Raw genomic sequence first — 16266 nt, 5'->3', positions numbered from 1 at the left:
CTATCGGAGCTTGAGGGTCGACAGGCCGACCAGCGCCAGGATGACGGCGATGATCCAGAAGCGGATCACCACCTGGCTTTCGGTCCAGCCGAGCTTCTCGAAATGATGGTGGATCGGCGCCATCAGGAACACCCGCTTGCCGGTCATCTTGAAGTAGCCGACCTGGATGATGACCGACAGGATCTCGACGACGAACAGGCCGCCGACGATGACCAGCACGATCTCGTGCTTGGTGGCAACTGCGACCGTGCCGATCAGGCCGCCCAAGGCCAGCGAGCCGGTATCGCCCATGAAGATCGCCGCCGGCGGTGCGTTGAACCATAGGAAACCGAGGCCGGCGCCGATCACCGCGCCGAGGACCACCGCCAATTCGCCGGTGCCGGGCACGAAGTGAATCTGCAGATAATCGGCGAACACCGCGTTACCGGAGAGATAAGCGATGACTCCGAAGGACGCCGCCGCGATCATGATCGGCACGATCGCCAGCCCGTCGAGGCCATCGGTCAGGTTCACGGCATTGCCGGCGCCGACGATGACGAAGCAGGAGAACGGGATGAAGAACCAGCCGAGATTGACGAGAAACTCCTTGGCGAAAGGAAACGTCAGCGACGACGAGAACTGCGCCTGGCCGTTGTGCATGATCACCCAGGCGGCGATGCCGGCGATGACGAATTCAAGCGCTAGCCGCGCCTTGCCGGAAAAGCCGAGATGCGATTGCTTCGTCACCTTGAGATAATCGTCGTAGAAGCCGATCGAGCCGAAACCTAGGGTCACCAGCAGCACCACCCAGACATAGATGCTGGACAGGTTCGCCCACAAAAGCGACGAGCCGATGATGCCGCACAGGATCATAAGCCCGCCCATGGTCGGCGTGCCGGCTTTCTTGAAATGCGTCTGCGGGCCGTCGGCGCGGATCGGCTGGCCCTTGCCCTGCCTCAGCCTTAGTGAATTGATGATGGCCGGCCCGAAGATGAAGACGATCAGCGCAGCGGTGATCAGCGCGCCGCCGGTGCGGAAGGTTATGTAGCGAAAGACGTTGAACACCGAGATCTTGTCCGCGAATTCGACGAGCAGTGTGAACATGCGATCGGCCCCCGGACCTGGCTCTAGGTCTGTTTGGCGGTTGTGGCTACAGCCGGAAATTTTCTGAGCAGTGCGTCGACCAACTTGGAAAACCCGATGCCTTTCGACGATTTGATCATCACCACGTCGCCGGGCTTCAGCGCCGACAGAAGCACCAGTTTCAGATCCTCTGCGCCGGCGCGATACTCCGTCTCGATCTCATCAGGCAGGATATCGGCCAGCGCCCGCATTTCCGGGCCGGCGAGAAAGACCGTGCGCGTGTCGGTGCCGACGATGAGATCGGCAAGGGCTGCGTGCAGCTTCGCCGAATGGTCGCCGAGTTCGAGCATGTCGCCGAGCACCGCGATGCGCCTGCCTTCGCCCGACACCGGCGTCGCGTTGAGCAGCGCCATTGCAGCGCTCATCGACGCCGGATTGGCGTTGTAGCTCTCGTCGATCAGCGTGATCGGACCTTTCGGGTGGCGCAGCACGTGGCGCTTGCCGCGTCCGCGTTCGGCCGAAAGATCGGCCAGTGCCAGCGCCACCCTGGCGATGTCGGCGCCGACCAGATGCGCGGCGCCCAGCACGGCCAGCACATTCTGCACCATGTGGCGGCCCGGCGCGCCAACCCTGGCGGTGATCTCCTGACCGCCGATTTTGGCGGTGATGACAGAATGATCGGCATGCAGCGCGCATTTGTGCAGTTTGAAGGTCGCACGGGCATTCTCGCCAAAGCCGTAAATATGCTCGACGCCGGCGGCTCTCGCCATCTTGTCCAGGAGCTTCCAGCGCGGATCGTCGCGGTTGAGAAGGACGGCGCCATCCGGTTCCAGCCCCTCGAAAATCTCGGCCTTGGCCTTGGCGATCTCGTCCAGATTGCGGAAAAAGCCCAGATGTGCCGCGGCGATCAGCGTGACGATGGCAACATGCGGCCGGACCATCTTGACCAGCGGCCGGATCTCGTCGGGATGGTTCATGCCGATCTCGAAGACGGCGTAGTCGCAATCCGCCGGCATCCGCGCCAGCGTCAGCGGGACGCCCCAGTGGTTGTTGAAAGACTGGGCCGATGCGTGCACCTTGCCGACCGCGGACAGCACATGGCGCAGCGCTTCCTTGGTGGTGGTCTTGCCCGCCGAACCGGTCACCGCGATGATCTTGGCGTTCGAGCGCGCGCGTGCGGCCAGCCCTAGCTTTTCCAGTGCGGCCAGCACATCCTGCACGACGATCATCGGCGCCGTCAGCCGCCCGAGCGACGGCAGCTTGCCCTCGGCGACGACCAGCACGCCGGCGCCGGCCTTGATGGCGGCGGTCGCGAAATCATGGCCGTCCATCGCCTCGCCCTTGATGGCGAAGAAAGCATCGCCCGGCTCAAGGCTGCGGCTGTCGATCGAGATGCCGCTGATGCCCTCCGGCATCGGACCGAGCGGTCGTCCGCCCATGGCGGCGACGAGATCCTCGGAGGTCCACAGGAAGCTCATGCGGCGTGCTCCTGGAGCGCGGCGCGGACTTCCTCATGGTCGGAAAAATGCAACGTCTCGGCGCCGATGTTCTGGCCTTCCTCATGCCCCTTGCCGGCCACGATCAGCGTGTCGCCGGCATGGAGCATGGCGACGGCCTCGTGGATCGCCCTGCGCCGATCGCCGATCTCAATGGCGTCGGGTGCGGCGGCAAGGATCGCAGCGCGGATCGTTTCGGGCACTTCCGAGCGCGGATTGTCGTCGGTGACGATGACGACATCGGCGAGCCGCGTGGCGATCTCGCCCATGATCGGACGCTTGCCCCGGTCGCGGTCGCCGCCGCAGCCGAACACGACGATGACGCGACCGGTGGTGAACGGTCGCACCGAGGCCAAGACGTTTTCCAGCGCGTCCGGCTTATGCGCATAATCGACATAGACCGGCGCGCCGTGGGATGTTGTCCCAACGAGATCGAGCCGGCCCGGCGCGCCTTTCAATTTCTCCAACGCCATCAGGGCTTTGGCGGCAGGCGTTCCAGTGGAGATGGCGAGGCCCGCCGAAACCAGGGCATTGGCTATCTGGAAATCGCCGGCCAGCGGCAGGCCGATCTCGTGAAGAACGCCATCGACTTCGACCTCGGCACGCTGGCGGTGGCGCTCGTGCTCGACCCGCTTCAGTGTCAGGAACTCGCCGTGACGGCCGACCGTCAGCACATTCAGTCCCGCCGCCCTCGCCGCCCGTATCGTCGGCTCCGACCACGGATCGTCGGCAAAGATGACGGCCGGCGCGCCCTTCGGCAGCAGCGTGTCGAACAGGCGCAGCTTGGCGCGATGATAGTCCTCGACCGTCGGATGATAGTCCATGTGGTCGCGGCCGAGATTGGTGAAGCCGCCGGCTGCAAGCTTGACGCCGTCGAGCCGGCGCTGGTCGAGACCGTGGCTGGAGGCCTCCATCGATGCGTGGGTGACGCCGGCATCCGCCAGTTCCCTCAGCAGCCTGTGCAGATCAACCGGGTCGGGGGTGGTCAGCGAACCATATTCGTTGCGGCCCGGCGCCACCACGCCGGTCGTGCCGATCGAAGCAGCCGCAAAGCCTGACTGCTCCCAGATCTGTCTGGTGAAAGCCGCAACCGATGTCTTGCCGCTGGTACCGGTCACCGCGACCATGGTTTGCGGCTGCCTGCCGAAGTAGCGGGCGGCGCTCAGCGCCAGCGCAAGGCTCGGATCGTCGACGGCGAGAACGGGCACCGGCAGTCCGGCGACGGCGCTGCCCTTGCCAGCCACGATCGCTGCTGCGCCGCGCTTGGCGGCATCGGCGGCATAGGTCGCGCCATCGGTTTTGGTGCCAGTGAGTGCGAAGAAAACCACGCCCGGTGCTACCTGGCGGGAATCCGACGAAATCCCGGTAACCTCCGTATCGAAGGAAGCTGTCCCCTCGACAGGCAGGATACCGGCTAGATCTTTCAGCTTCATCGAACCCCGTTCATAGCAACAAAATAGCGCGCAGTTGCCGGCGCGCCCTAAGAATCACTGATAGGAAACCAGCGTTGCGCCATTTTCATGGCTGAAATCTGGCTTCACGCCAAGCATGGAAGCCGAACGTCGGATAATGTTTGCGGCCATGACACCAGCATTCGAGGCGGCCGTCGCACCCATGCCGGGTTTTTCCGGCTTCGGTTCGTCGGCGATCGTAAGCACGATGTATTGCGGATCGTCCATCGGGAAAGCCGCGACGAAGGCGTTGAAATTCTTGTCCTTTGAGTAGCGGCCGTTGACAACCTTCTCTGCCGTTCCGGTCTTGCCGCCGACGCGATAACCAGGAACCCTGGCGTTCCTGCCTGAGCCTTTCTCGGCGTTCAGTGCGTAGAGATAGCGCATGCTCTCGGAGGTCTTGTCGCTGACAACTTTCTTGGCCACCGACATCGCCTGTTCCTGCGCGCGTCTCAGGAATGTCGGCTGGATCAGATAGCCGCCGTTCACCAGCGCGGCACAACCGACCGCCGTCTGCAGCGGCGTCGTCGACACGCCGTGACCAAAGGCGATGGTAATCGAATGGACCTGTTTCCAGATTTTGGGCTCGGTCGGGCGGGCGACCTCAGGCAGTTCCGTCTGCATCTTCTCGAGGATGCCCAGGCGATGCAGGAATTCGCGGTGCCCCTCGATGCCAACCGCTTCGGCTTCCTTGGCCGAACCGATGTTGGACGAGTAGATGAACACTTCGGGCACCGACAGCACCCGGGCCTTGCCGTGAAAATCATGGATGGTCTGACGGCCGATCCTGATCGGGCGCGAAGCGTCGAAACGGCTTTCCAGCGTCACTTTGCCGGAATCGAGCGCCATGGCGGTGGTGAAGCTCTTCAACGTCGAACCCATTTCGTAAAGGCCGGCCGACATGCGGTTCAAGCGGTCCTTGTCCTGGGCATTGTAGGGGTTGTTGGGATCGAAATCAGGAACCGAGGCCATCGCCATCACTTCGCCGGTCTTGATGTTGAGAACGACGGCGCCCGCTGCGATTGCGCGGTATTTCTCCATGCCGGTCGCGACCTCGTCACGCACGATATGCTGGACGCGCAGGTCGATCGAGAGCTGCACCGGCTTCAGATCCTTTGCCACCGCCAGTCCCGACGCCTGAAGGTCGCTCAGCCCCTGTTCGTCGATGTATTTCTCCATGCCCGAGATGCCCTGGTTGTCGATGTTGGTGAGCCCGACAATGTAGGACGAGGTTTCGCCAGCCGGATAGAAGCGGCGCTTTTCGGTGCGGAAGCCGAAGCCGGGAATGCCGAGTTGCATGATATCCGATTGTTGCTTGGGCGTCAGTTGCCGCTGCAGCCAGACGAAGCCGGCGCCGCTCTTCAGCTTATGGTAGGTCTGCTCGTAGTCGATTTCGGGAAGCACCGTCGCCAGCTTTTCGATCGCCTCGTCGGCGTCGACAATGCGGCGCGGCTCGGCAAACAGCGACGCCGTCTTGATATCCGTCGCCAGCACTTCGCCGTTGCGGTCGATGATATCGGGCCGAGACGCCGTCACCCGGCTCTGCGGACCGCCGGACAGGTCGGGATTCTGGAAACCGAGATAGACCAGCCGCCCGGTGATGGTCGAATAGATGCCGAAGAACACCGCCATCGTCATCACGATGCGGGTCCTGCCCTTGCCGCCGGTCGCCTTGCGGGCGCCTTCCACCACAATCGATCCGTCTTCCGACTTGGCGCGGCGCTTCAGCAGTCTGGCGATCAAAGGAAGCCTGGCCATCACTGGAAGTCTGGCGATCATTGGACGATGCCTCCGGTGATTATCGCGTCGTTGCCGATCGGTTCCTTGCCGGAATTGTCGGCCATGCCGCCCAGCGGCTGCGACGAAAGGTCCTCGATGGTAACGGGTTTTGCCGGCAGATCGTCCAGCCCGATGATCTGGCGGGCGCTGACCGGCTCGAGCTCGAGTTGCGATTTGTAGATGTCGGCCAGCTTTTGCAGGCGAGACGGCTGGGTAAGCAGGCTCCAGTCCGCCTTGAGCAGGTCGATCGTATCCTCCTCATATCGGATCTGCGCCTGGATCTTGTGCACCGCCGCCAATTGTTCCTCGGCCTCGCGCTTGGTCTTGTAGGTCAAGGCCGCAGCCGAAACCATGACGGCGATAAGGACTATGTCGCTGGTACGAAACACGTGCTCACCTCTCTCCCGGCCGCTCGGCACCGGGAAGTTTTGGGTCAGGAAGTTTTGGAAGCCCGAAAATCGAAAAGTCGCCGGCGCGCGCCGGTGCGTCGGTGCGGGCAGCAACGCGCAGCCTTGCCGAGCGCGCGCGCGGATTGGCCGATATCTCGGCCTCCTCAGGCGTCACGCCGCTACCCGCCTTTTTGAAGGTGGCGGTGCGCGCTTGCGCCTCGGGCAGGTGCCGCGATCCGGTCGCCGCATCGGCGCGGTCGGCGATGAAGCGCTTGACGATGCGGTCTTCCAGGGAGTGGAACGTCACCACGGCCAGCCGTCCGCCCGGTTTCAGCACGCGCTCAGCCGCAAACAGCGCTTTGGCCAGTTCGCCGAGTTCGTCATTGACGAAAATGCGCAGCGCCTGGAAGACGCGTGTCGCCGGATGGATCTTGTCCTTCGGCGCGCGGCCGACATGCGTTTCGATGGCGTCGGCAAGGTCGAGCGTGCGTTCGAACGGATGTTTTTCGCGACGGCTTTCGATCATGCGGGCGATGCGGCCGGCATGACGCTCTTCGCCAAGAAACCCGAAGATGCGGGCAAGGTCGCCCACTTTGAAGCTGTTGACGACATCGGCGGCGCTGAGGCCCGCCTGCGCCATACGCATATCGAGGGGTCCGTCGGCGCGGAACGAAAAGCCGCGCTCCGCCTGGTCGATCTGCATTGAGGAGATGCCAATGTCGAGGACGACGCCGTCGGCACTTTCGACATGCTCGTCCAATGTCGAGAACGGCGCCTGAACGAGCCTGAGCTTGCCGCCTGATTGATGTTCGAGGACACGACCCGCAGCGATCGCATCCGGATCGCGGTCTATAGCGACGACCGAGGCGCCGCTTGCCAGAATGGCTTTGGTGTAGCCGCCGGCGCCGAAGGTGCCGTCGACGATCAGCTCGCCCGCTTTAGGCGAAAGCGCCTCCAGCACTTCGGCAAGGAGGACCGGAATGTGACGGGCCGGTCCGCCAACGGCGTGAGGGTCATCGCCGTAGCCCGCCATCATTCCGGTCGCTCCCCAGGCTTCGTCCCCTGCCGAAGCTGCAAAAGCCGGGCGCGTGCTTCCGCCCCGTAGGCGGTGAGCCGTCCAGGTTCCCAGATCTGAAAGAAATTGCCGCGACCGACAAACGCCGCTTCCGCGGAAATGCCGGTGTGCTCGCGGATGAAATCGGTCATCGAGATGCGGCCGTCCTGATCGAGCTTGAGAAATGTTCCATCGCCATGGCAGAAGAACGACATGTCGTCGGCCGTCTGCAGGAAGGGGTCTTCCTGCGCGATGCGCTGCTCGTAGCGGTCGAGCAGGTCGAGCCCGCCGACATCCATCGCCGGGCGATCCAGGCAGCGCAGCGCATAGAGTTCCGAATAGCCGCGTTTCTGCACAACCGCACGGAAATGCGCTGGAACGGACACCCGTCCCTTCGCATCGATCCTGTTCACCGCGCTTGACAGAAACCGGTCCATTACGCGTTACGGCCGCTTGCGCCGCCGCACCCCTCTGCATCTTCCCGCCCGCGCCGCCCCGGCGCGGTCCCTGCCCAAAACTCACTTCGTTCCAGGCGAAAACAAGCAAACGCGCAGCCGCCGCGGCTGCCCGATTGGCGTACGCTTCACCCTGACGCGGAACGAAGGCTTGAATATCGAAATGGGATATCATGGGGCGCTATGGGCGTCAACGGGAATAGGTTCACAAACGCGCGTGCCACAACCGATGAGAGCAGCTTTGACGGCACTCCCGTCTTTATGCTCCATTAAGCCTAACGAAGCGTTTAGAGCCGCTTGGCCTAACCGGAGGCGGCTTGCCCCGGATCGCCACCGCGCATAGCGTCAGCCCGTCCTTTCCCGGTCTGAAACAAGGTTGAAACCATGTCCGAAAAAGCCCAGTCCCGCGCGGCGGCACTTCCCCATCTGCGTCGCGGCAGGCTTGCTAAGGGCGACCCAATTCCTCTGCCCCTAACTATGGCCGCCATTTTCCACGCACCCGGCGACGCCACCGGCTTCGATCAATATGGCCGCTTCAGCAATCCGACCTGGGACGCGGTCGAACACATGCTGGCGCATCTGGAAGGCGCGCCATGCGTTGCCTTCCCTTCGGGAATGGCTGCGATCTCGGCGGTGCTTTTTGGGTTGCTCAAATCCGGCGACCGAATCCTGCTGCCGTCGGACGGCTATCACACCACGCGGGCGCTGGCGGACGGTTTCCTAAAACCTTTCGGCGTCGCCCATGATCTCCGGCCGACATCAAGCTTCCTCGACGGCGGCTTCGATGGATATCGACTGGCCTTCGTCGAAACTCCCGCCAATCCGGGACTGGATATCTGCGACATTACGGCTGTCGCCGAAGCCGTGCACAAAGCGGGCGCAATCCTGGTGGTCGACAACACGACGATGACGCCCTTCGGCCAGCGCCCGCTCGATCTCGGCGCCGACATCGTCATTGCCGCGGACACCAAGGCACCCAATGGCCATTCCGACGTCCTGTTCGGCCATGTCGCCAGCCGCAATGCCGACATCATCGCCGCCGTGTCCGGCTGGCGCGAGACGTCGGGCGCCATTCCCGGGCCGTTCGAGGCGTGGCTTGTGCATCGCGGCTTGGAAACGCTCGACGTCCGTTTCGACCGCATGTGTTCTTCCGCCGAAGTCATCGCGCGGCGGCTGCAAGGCCACCCCGCTGTCAGCGGTCTGCGCTTTCCCGGATTGGAAAGCGATCCATCGCACAATCTTGCCCGCGCCCAGATGGAGCGCTTCGGCTTTCTCATCTCGTTTGTACTGGCATCGGAGGGCAAGGCCGAGGATTTCATCAACAACTGCGCATTGATGCAAGCGGCGACGTCGTTCGGAGGCGTGCATACGTCGGCGGAACGGCGAGCAAAAAGAGGAGACGCTGTTCCGCCCGGCTTCGTTCGCCTGTCGGTCGGCTGCGAACCGGTGGAAGAGCTTTGGCAGGCGATCGAAGCGTCGCTGGACGGCATCGGCGGCTGAACGAACCGATCACGAAGCCAGATCGTCGGCTTCGATATTGCGCCGGCCATGCAGCACGCGCAGGATCTCGACTGCAACCTCGCCGACACGATACAAGGTGAGATACTCGCCGACGACCAGATGACGGATGCCAGGCGCAATGTCTTCGCGCGGTGCGCCTGAGAAGGGATGCAGGATCAGCAGATCCCATCGCCTTTCCAAGGTGTCCACGAGACGGACCGCAGCGTTTGGATTGTGTTCGGCAATGTAGTCGCCGATAAGTTCGAGGTCGATCAATGCCTGAGGAAGCAGGCGGTATTTCACTCCCCAAGGCCTTTGGCCTCGGCCATTTTCAGATATTTGGCACGTAATCGTTCCATGATTGGCGGCCCGTCCAGCGCCGGTCCGCTGTCGATCCCCTCCTGCACCAGCTTGCGCAACTCCTCGACGGTATAGCCGTGCAGGTCGCGGCGGTCCTTCCATTGCCTGAGCGCGTCGCGGATCACCTCGCTCGCCGAAGCATATTCGCCGGCGGCGACCACGTCGTCGACCGCCGCCGCCAGTTCCGGCGAAAGCGTGATGCTGCGTTTGTCCACCTGACCCATGATGCGCTCCTGCTATTGCCCGCAGCTATGGTACGATTTAATCGCACCTGTTTCAAGAAACGCTTGCTCCGCGCACAGCCCAGCGAAAGCTGACTCAGCCAATGAAGCGCCTGAACCAGCAGGCGCGCCCGAAGACGCAACCTGTTGATACAAGGAGATTTTCTTGTAGAACCTGGAAGAAATTGCCAGCTGGCCTGTAAGCCGGGTTCTGTATGGCCCTCGCCCCTTGCGGCGCGAGAACGTGGCGGCCATTCATCTTGGGCGCATGTTGCCATGCACCTCACGCAACCTACCCGGACGGTGAGCCGGAAACAGCCCTCGAGGGTTTCCCCTCGCACCGTCCCTATTCGGTCTTGCTCCCGGTGGGGTTTACCGTGCCGCTCCTGTTGCCAGTCGCGCGGTGGGCTCTTACCCCACCCTTTCACCCTTACCACGACGGATCATGGCGGTTTGCTTTCTGTGGCACTTTCCCTAGGGTCGCCCCCGCCGGCCATTAACCGGCACCGTGTCTCCATGGAGCCCGGACTTTCCTCACCCGCAGCCTTTCGGCTTCGCGGGTGCGGCCGCCCAGCCAGCTGGCAAGGCGTATAAAGGGGTTCACGTCCGAAAACGCAAACAAAAAAGCAGGTTCCGGCTTATTACGCCGGCGCTCCAAGCGCGGCCAACTGCACCTTGACCTTGCCGCAATAGGCCGCGGAAATCGGGTTCATCCGTTTGGCGCCATGGCCGGCATTGTATTTGAGGATCGTGCCGCAGGTCGTGCCGTCGCCGAGGTTCCGCGCCATGGCGAGGTATTTCATGCCGTATTTGATGTTGGTCTCGGGATCGTAGAGGCCCTTGATCGAGCCGTTGTAACCCATCATTCGCGCCGTCGACGGCTTGATCTGCATCAGGCCGATCTCACCGGCGCTGCCGACCTGGTTCGGCCGGAAGCTGCTTTCGATCATGATGACCGCGTGGGCGAGCGACACCGGCACACCATTGCTGGCGGCATGACGCTCGATGATCGCCGAATATTGGCCACTGCCGCCAGCGGCCGCCGCCTTCGGCGCCGCCGCCCCGCTTTTCCGGCCGATCGACGCGGTCGTCGCCTGGTCGATGCGGGTCCTGTTACGCTTCACGTGCCGCTTGGGGACTGCCTTTTTTGCAGAGGCTGGCTCTTTCACCTTAACCCCAGCTTTTTCCGCCTTTGCGGAGGCTGGCTTTTTCGCCTTTACCGCAGCAGCTTTTTTCGCCTTTGCGGGGGCTGTGCTTTTTTCCTTTGCATCTTGGCCGGCTTTCGGCGTGGCTGTCTTATCGGACGCGGTAATGAAACCCTGGTCTGCTCGCTGGCTCAACGGCGCGCCATTGGCCGCACCGATGGCAAAAGTCATTACGCCGGCAGCAACAGCTGCCGTTAAAACGGTCAATTTCTGCATGGGATCCTGTTCTGTTTGAACCGCGCGAAGAACTTCACGCAGCTACGCCAATCAACATCGGAACATCTGGGAGGCTGTAGGTCCGACAACTTGCACGGATCGCCTTTGACGACCGAATTGGCGGCAAAAAAGGCGGGGCAAGTCACTTTGAGTGACAGGCTGTAACTCAACGCTAGGAAAAGACTACTTGGACGGGACTGCTCTCACGGAGGCAAGCAGCCTTTCCAGCGTGCGAATTGTCGATCCGTCGGCCACGCCATCCACTTTGCGTTGGCGGAAGTGCCGTTGAAAAGCCTCGACCACGATTTCGGTCTGCCGGTCGAAGGCGCCTGATATCTCCACGCCATAACCGTAGAGCGCCAGCATCGATTGCAGCGCCTCGACCTCGGCATCCGCATCGCCGGCCCTTAGCACCGCGCCGCGCCTGACAGGTGCCGCTTCGACGAGATGGCCGACACCGGCCTCGAACAGGGCCTTCCAAGGGAATTTCTCGCCCGGATCGATCTTGCGTCCCGGCGCCACGTCGGAATGGGCAAGCACCCGTTGAGCTGGAATGGAATGGCGCTGGATGATCCCCTTGCACAGGCCGATGACGGCATCGATCTGCCGTTTCGGAAAATTCCGATAGCCCAGCAAATGCCCCGGATTGACGATCTCGATGCCGACCGAACAGGAGTTGATGTCGGTGCGTCCGAACCACGAACTCTTGCCGGCATGCCAGGCACGGTCGCTTTCCCTGACCATCTGGATAATGCGGCCGTCCTCATGGACGATGTAGTGCGACGAAACCTCGCTGGCCGGATCGCACAGCCATGCTTCGGCCCCGGCGCCGGTCTGCATGCCGGTGTAGTGCAGCACGATCATGTCGAGCTTATCGCGTCGTGGACCGAAATTCGGCGATACCCTTACCTCGGCGCTGGGCTCGTCGGGCGGGAAGCCGCTCATGCGTGCCGCAGGCCTCGTTCGATCATCTCATAGGCCGCGTTGATCGCCGCTATCCTGCTCGTTGCGATCTTGATGAATTCCTGCGGCAGCCCGCGTGCGATCAGCCGGTCCGGATGGTTGTCCGAAACCAGCTTGCGATAACGCTTCCTGACCTCCTCGAACGTTTTTCCCCGCTCGATGCCAAGCACGACATAAGGATCGGCCGCACCCAGGTCGACGTGCCGGGCCAGAATGCTCTGGTAGTGCGCCTCCTCTATCCGGAAGATCTCGGCGATGCGATGCAGGAACTGGCCTTCGCGCTCGTGGACCAACCCGTCAGCCTTGGCGATATGAAACAGCCCGTCGAGAATATCCTCAAGCATCGCGCAGTTCGAATGACCGGAGCCACAAAGCTGCGCCATGCGCGCGGCATAGGTCTCGAAGCCGGCGATGTCGCGCTTGGCCAGATCGTAGAGCCGCGCCACATTGCGCGTTTGGTCCTTCGGCACTTCGAATATCTGCTGGAAGGCGCGCACCTCGTCCGGCGTGACAACGCCGTCGGCCTTGGCCATCTTGGCCGACAGCGCGATCATCGCCACCGAGAAGGCGACGCGCCGGCGCAGATCGGGGTCGCCGGAGAAAACCGTGCGCACGGCCTCAACGACGTCGGCGACACCCGACGAGGTTGAGGACGAAACGCGGGTGATGAAGTCGCCGAGGCGATCCCAAATCGACATGAGCACCTATTACGGCTAACCGGCCACCGCTATCAAGCGAAGACAATGCCGCAGGGCCGGCCCAACCGATTTCGCGGGCCGCCTGAAGCAGCCGGCGCTGACCGTCGATCATGGAAAATCAAGAGACGGCCGTCGGGGCACCGGCCATGGCGCGAACCGCAGGCATTGTGACATCTTGCTGGTCGTTGCCGCTTGGCGGCGAGCTTCGGCTATGTCGTGTCGGAGAAACTGGCTACGCCGAGCTGACAGGTGGGCTGCTGGGCGTTATTGCTCGTGTCAGCCAGGTGCAATTGCTGCAAGCCTTCGTCGCCTTGCCATTTCGGCCCCTGCTGCGGGGCGAAAAAGTGACCCGGCGAAACTGTGCTTGCGCTGCGGCAACAGCCGCAAGGCGCATATCCAGAAGTCAGAAGGCCGGCATGATGCCGGCCTTCTGTGCATCACATGGGAACTACTGCGCCGGCGCAGGCTGTGCCGGAGCGGGCTCAGCTGGCTTCGTGGCGTCAGGAGCCGGCTGCATCGGCTGTTCGTTCGCCGGCGGATTGGTGCTCTGCGTGGTTGTGGCGTCCCCGCCCGTGCCGCTGTCGCTGCAAGCGGCAACGCCAACCAGGGCAAGCGCCGAAACTGACGCAAGAATGAGCTTTTTCATGACATCTCTCCTCTAATCACGCCCCCGCTACCGGGTGACGATCGAGGACGGAATGCATCAGGCGCCTATGAGTTTCATAACGTTGCGTTTCCGCATGTAACATCATCTGCTTTTGCCGTTGCCTGCGAAGCCATGGCCAACTATCACCAAGCCATGGCGAATTAACGCATTGAATCAATAAAATGCCCGGGAGAGCTGCGGTGACCGCCAAATGGGATTTCTGGATCGACCGCGGCGGCACCTTCACCGACGTTATCGGCCGTGACCCGGAAGGCGGGTTGCACCCGCGCAAGCTGCTATCCGAAAATCCTGAAGCCTATGCCGACGCCGCTATCCAAGGCATTCGCGATCTGCTCGGATTGAAATCCGGCGCGCCGATCCCGTTCGGCCTGATCGGCGACATCAAGATGGGCACCACCGTTGCCACCAACGCGCTTCTGGAGCGCAAGGGCGACCGTGTGCTGCTGCTCATCACCAGGGGATTTCGCGACGCGCTGAGGATCGCCTACCAGGCGCGGCCCGACATCTTCGCCAAGGAGATCATTCTTCCCGAGCAGCTCTACGAGCGCGTCATCGAGGTCGATGAGCGCGTGCGCGCCGACGGCTGCGTCGAACGGCTGCTCGACATCGCTGCCGTGCGCCCGGCCATCGAACGGGCCAAGGCTGACGGCATCGACGCCATGGCAATCGTCTTCATGCATGCCTGGAAATATCCCGAGCACGAAAAGGCGGTTGCAAAAGTCTGCAGAAAACTGGGTTTTCGCCAAGTCTCGGTCAGTCACGAGGTCTCGCCACTCATCAAGCTGGTCGGTCGCGGCGACACCACCGTGGTCGACGCCTATCTGTCGCCGATACTGGCAAGGTATGTGCAAAGGGTGGCGGAAGAGCTGGGCGTCGCGCCAATCTCCCCCCTTGTGGGGGAGATGTCGGCGAAGCCGACAGAGGGGGCCGCTGTCCCGCCAGCATCTCAGCATTTCGACGGCGCCAATGAGGACGGAAAGCGTCCTACGGCGCCCCCCTCTGCCCTGCCGGGCATCTCTCCCACGAGGGGGGAGATCGGCCAATCCCCTCGCCTCATGTTCATGATGTCGTCGGGTGGTCTCACTGCCGCCGACATGTTTCAGGGCAAGGACGCGTTGCTGTCCGGTCCGGCCGGCGGCGTCGTCGGCATGGTCGAGACCGCGAAACTCGCCGGTTTCGACAAGGTCATCGGCTTCGACATGGGCGGCACCTCTACCGACGTCGCCCATTATGACGGCGACTATGAGCGCGCCTTCGACACCGAGGTTGCCGGCGTGCGCATCCGCGCGCCGATGATGCGCATCCACACCGTCGCCGCCGGCGGCGGTTCGATCCTGCATTACGAGGCCGGGCGCTTCCGCGCCGGGCCGGATTCGGCCGGCGCCAATCCCGGCCCGGCCGCGTACCGGCGCGGCGGGCCGCTGGCCGTCACCGATGCCAATGTCATGCTGGGCAAGCTGCAGCCCGACTTCTTCCCGGCCATTTTTGGACCCGGCCAGAACGAGCCGCTCGACGTGCAAACCGTGCGCGAAAAATTCGCAGCACTGGCAGCCGAAATCGGCGACGGCCGCTCACCGGAGGCGGTGGCCGAAGGGTTTATCACCGTCGCCGTCGAAAACATGGCCAACGCCATCAAGAAGATTTCCGTGCAGCGCGGCTACGACGTCACCGAATATCTCCTGAACTGTTTTGGTGGCGCCGGCGGCCAGCATGCCTGCCTCGTTGCCGACGCACTCGGCATGGAAGCGGTGCTGATCCATCCTTTCTCCGGCCTGCTGTCGGCCTATGGCATTGGATTGTCCTCGGTGTTTGCGTCACGTCAGCAGGCACTGCTGAAGCCGCTGACTGAAGACTCGAGGCCGGTGATCGACGAGCTCATCGCGGAATTGCGCAAAGCCGTCATCGACGAGCTTGCCGCACAAGGCATTGCCGAGAACGCCGTCGCCTCGAAGCCAGTGCTGCAGGTCCGCTACGACGGCACTGATACCGCGCTGCCGGTGAATTTCGAGCACGGCTCGATTGCACGGGCCAAGGGCGATTTCGAAACGGCCCACAATGCGCAGTTCGGCTTCGTCTATGACGACAAGCCGATGATTGTGGAATCGGTCGGCGTCGAAGGCATCGACACCGGCGGCACCGGCCGCAAGGAAAGTAATTCAGTCCTTGAGGACATCGCCGCAAGTCCTTCGCAGAGTCGGCAAATCTTCGCCGACGGCGCCTGGCGCGACGCCGGCATCTTCCGCCGCGAGGCGCTCAAACCGGGGCATCGGATTGCCGGCCCTGCCCTGATCATCGAGCCGAACCAGACCATCGTCGTCGAGCCGGGCTGGCAGGCCGAGATCACCGCCAAGAACCATGTGCTCTTGCGCCGCATCGAGAAAAAGCGCCGGCAGGCGGCGCTCGGCACTGAGGCCGATCCGGTCATGCTGGAGGTCTTCAACAACCTGTTCATGTCGATCGCCGAACAGATGGGCGTGACGCTGCAGAACACCGCCTATTCGGTCAACATCAAGGAGCGGCTGGATTTCTCCTGCGCCGTCTTCGACCGTCATGGCGCGCTGGTCGCCAACGCGCCCCATATGCCGGTGCATCTCGGCTCGATGGACCGTTCGGTGGAAACCATCATCCGGCTGAACTCGGGCGACATCCACCCCGACGACGTCTTTGCCCTCAACGCGCCCTATAATGGCGGCACGCATCTGCCTGATATTACGGTGGTGACGCCTGTTTTTTCCCTCCCCCTCGAGGGG

Annotated in this window: 15 protein-coding genes and 1 other RNA gene; 2 read left to right on the top strand and 14 right to left on the bottom strand. The window is 62.7% G+C overall.

The genetic code is table 11. From position 1 onward, the window contains the following. From mraY to mraZ, 7 genes are read right to left on the bottom strand one after another with little or no spacing between them, the layout of a single operon-like run. Nucleotides 1–1083 carry a phospho-N-acetylmuramoyl-pentapeptide-transferase gene (gene mraY, locus NKH12_RS23405; RefSeq protein ID WP_352955314.1) on the bottom strand — a complete coding sequence of 361 codons (1083 nt, stop codon included), beginning with the start codon at nt 1081–1083 and terminating at the stop codon, nt 1–3. Between the two features lie 23 nt (nt 1084–1106). After that, nucleotides 1107–2540 (bottom strand): UDP-N-acetylmuramoylalanyl-D-glutamyl-2,6-diaminopimelate--D-alanyl-D-alanine ligase, encoded by a 1434-nt coding sequence (locus NKH12_RS23400; RefSeq protein WP_352955313.1) that lies wholly within the window; start codon nt 2538–2540, stop codon nt 1107–1109. Continuing rightward, on the bottom strand, nt 2537–3991 hold the full coding sequence (locus NKH12_RS23395) for a UDP-N-acetylmuramoyl-L-alanyl-D-glutamate--2,6-diaminopimelate ligase (RefSeq protein ID WP_352955312.1): 1455 nt from the start codon (nt 3989–3991) through the stop codon (nt 2537–2539). The genes NKH12_RS23400 and NKH12_RS23395 overlap by 4 nt, the downstream gene beginning before the upstream one ends. A gap of 54 nt (nt 3992–4045) precedes the next feature. Beyond that, on the bottom strand, nt 4046–5788 hold the full coding sequence (locus NKH12_RS23390; protein ID WP_352955311.1) for a peptidoglycan D,D-transpeptidase FtsI family protein: 1743 nt from the start codon (nt 5786–5788) through the stop codon (nt 4046–4048). After that, nucleotides 5785–6177 carry a cell division protein FtsL gene (gene ftsL / locus NKH12_RS23385; RefSeq protein ID WP_352955309.1) on the bottom strand — a complete coding sequence of 131 codons (393 nt, stop codon included), beginning with the start codon at nt 6175–6177 and terminating at the stop codon, nt 5785–5787. Before ftsL ends, NKH12_RS23390 begins: the two co-directional genes overlap by 4 nt. Nucleotides 6178–6181: 4 nt before the next feature. After that, a complete protein-coding gene (rsmH, locus tag NKH12_RS23380) occupies nt 6182–7213 on the bottom strand; it encodes a 16S rRNA (cytosine(1402)-N(4))-methyltransferase RsmH (protein WP_352955308.1) in 1032 nt (343 codons plus the stop codon). Next, nucleotides 7210–7668 carry a division/cell wall cluster transcriptional repressor MraZ gene (mraZ, locus tag NKH12_RS23375; RefSeq protein WP_123151963.1) on the bottom strand — a complete coding sequence of 153 codons (459 nt, stop codon included), beginning with the start codon at nt 7666–7668 and terminating at the stop codon, nt 7210–7212. The genes rsmH and mraZ overlap by 4 nt, the downstream gene beginning before the upstream one ends. A 402-nt stretch (nt 7669–8070) precedes the next feature. Between mraZ and NKH12_RS23370 the strand changes: the two genes are divergently transcribed. Continuing rightward, nucleotides 8071–9186, top strand: a complete 1116-nt coding sequence (locus NKH12_RS23370) for a cystathionine gamma-lyase (RefSeq protein WP_352955307.1) — start codon at nt 8071–8073, stop codon at nt 9184–9186. A gap of 9 nt (nt 9187–9195) precedes the next feature. On the opposite strand, the gene NKH12_RS23365 is transcribed toward NKH12_RS23370, so the two are convergent. The 7 genes from NKH12_RS23365 to NKH12_RS23335 form a co-directional block, all read right to left on the bottom strand. Then, nucleotides 9196–9489, bottom strand: a complete 294-nt coding sequence (locus tag NKH12_RS23365; RefSeq protein ID WP_352955306.1) for a type II toxin-antitoxin system RelE/ParE family toxin — start codon at nt 9487–9489, stop codon at nt 9196–9198. After that, the gene (locus NKH12_RS23360) at nt 9486–9770 is read right to left on the bottom strand and encodes a type II toxin-antitoxin system ParD family antitoxin (RefSeq protein WP_352955305.1); all 285 of its coding nucleotides are present in this window, start codon (nt 9768–9770) and stop codon (nt 9486–9488) included. Before NKH12_RS23360 ends, NKH12_RS23365 begins: the two co-directional genes overlap by 4 nt. Before the next feature lie 181 nt (nt 9771–9951). Next, nucleotides 9952–10349: RNase P RNA component class A (rnpB, locus tag NKH12_RS23355), an RNA gene on the bottom strand. Nucleotides 10350–10408: 59 nt separating this feature from the next. Continuing rightward, a complete protein-coding gene (locus tag NKH12_RS23350; protein WP_352955304.1) occupies nt 10409–11188 on the bottom strand; it encodes a lytic transglycosylase domain-containing protein in 780 nt (259 codons plus the stop codon). A 183-nt stretch (nt 11189–11371) separates the two neighbouring features. Continuing rightward, the gene (locus NKH12_RS23345) at nt 11372–12133 is read right to left on the bottom strand and encodes an N-acetylmuramoyl-L-alanine amidase (RefSeq protein WP_352955303.1); all 762 of its coding nucleotides are present in this window, start codon (nt 12131–12133) and stop codon (nt 11372–11374) included. Beyond that, on the bottom strand, nt 12130–12849 hold the full coding sequence (locus NKH12_RS23340) for a TerB family tellurite resistance protein (protein ID WP_352955302.1): 720 nt from the start codon (nt 12847–12849) through the stop codon (nt 12130–12132). Before NKH12_RS23340 ends, NKH12_RS23345 begins: the two co-directional genes overlap by 4 nt. Before the next feature lie 448 nt (nt 12850–13297). After that, entirely contained in the window at nt 13298–13495 is a 198-nt protein-coding gene (locus NKH12_RS23335; protein ID WP_352955301.1) for a hypothetical protein, read from the bottom strand. A 200-nt stretch (nt 13496–13695) separates the two neighbouring features. Here NKH12_RS23335 and NKH12_RS23330 point away from each other — a divergent pair. Then, nucleotides 13696–16266, top strand: a 2571-nt coding sequence (locus NKH12_RS23330; RefSeq protein WP_352955300.1) for a hydantoinase/oxoprolinase family protein, incomplete at its 3' end; no start/stop codon positions are given.

This window comes from Mesorhizobium sp. M1322 (assembly GCF_040318085.1).
Lineage (GTDB): Bacteria > Pseudomonadota > Alphaproteobacteria > Rhizobiales > Rhizobiaceae > Mesorhizobium.
Note: the sequence above shows the minus strand (reverse complement) of the source record. Positions and strands in the feature narration are given on the sequence as shown.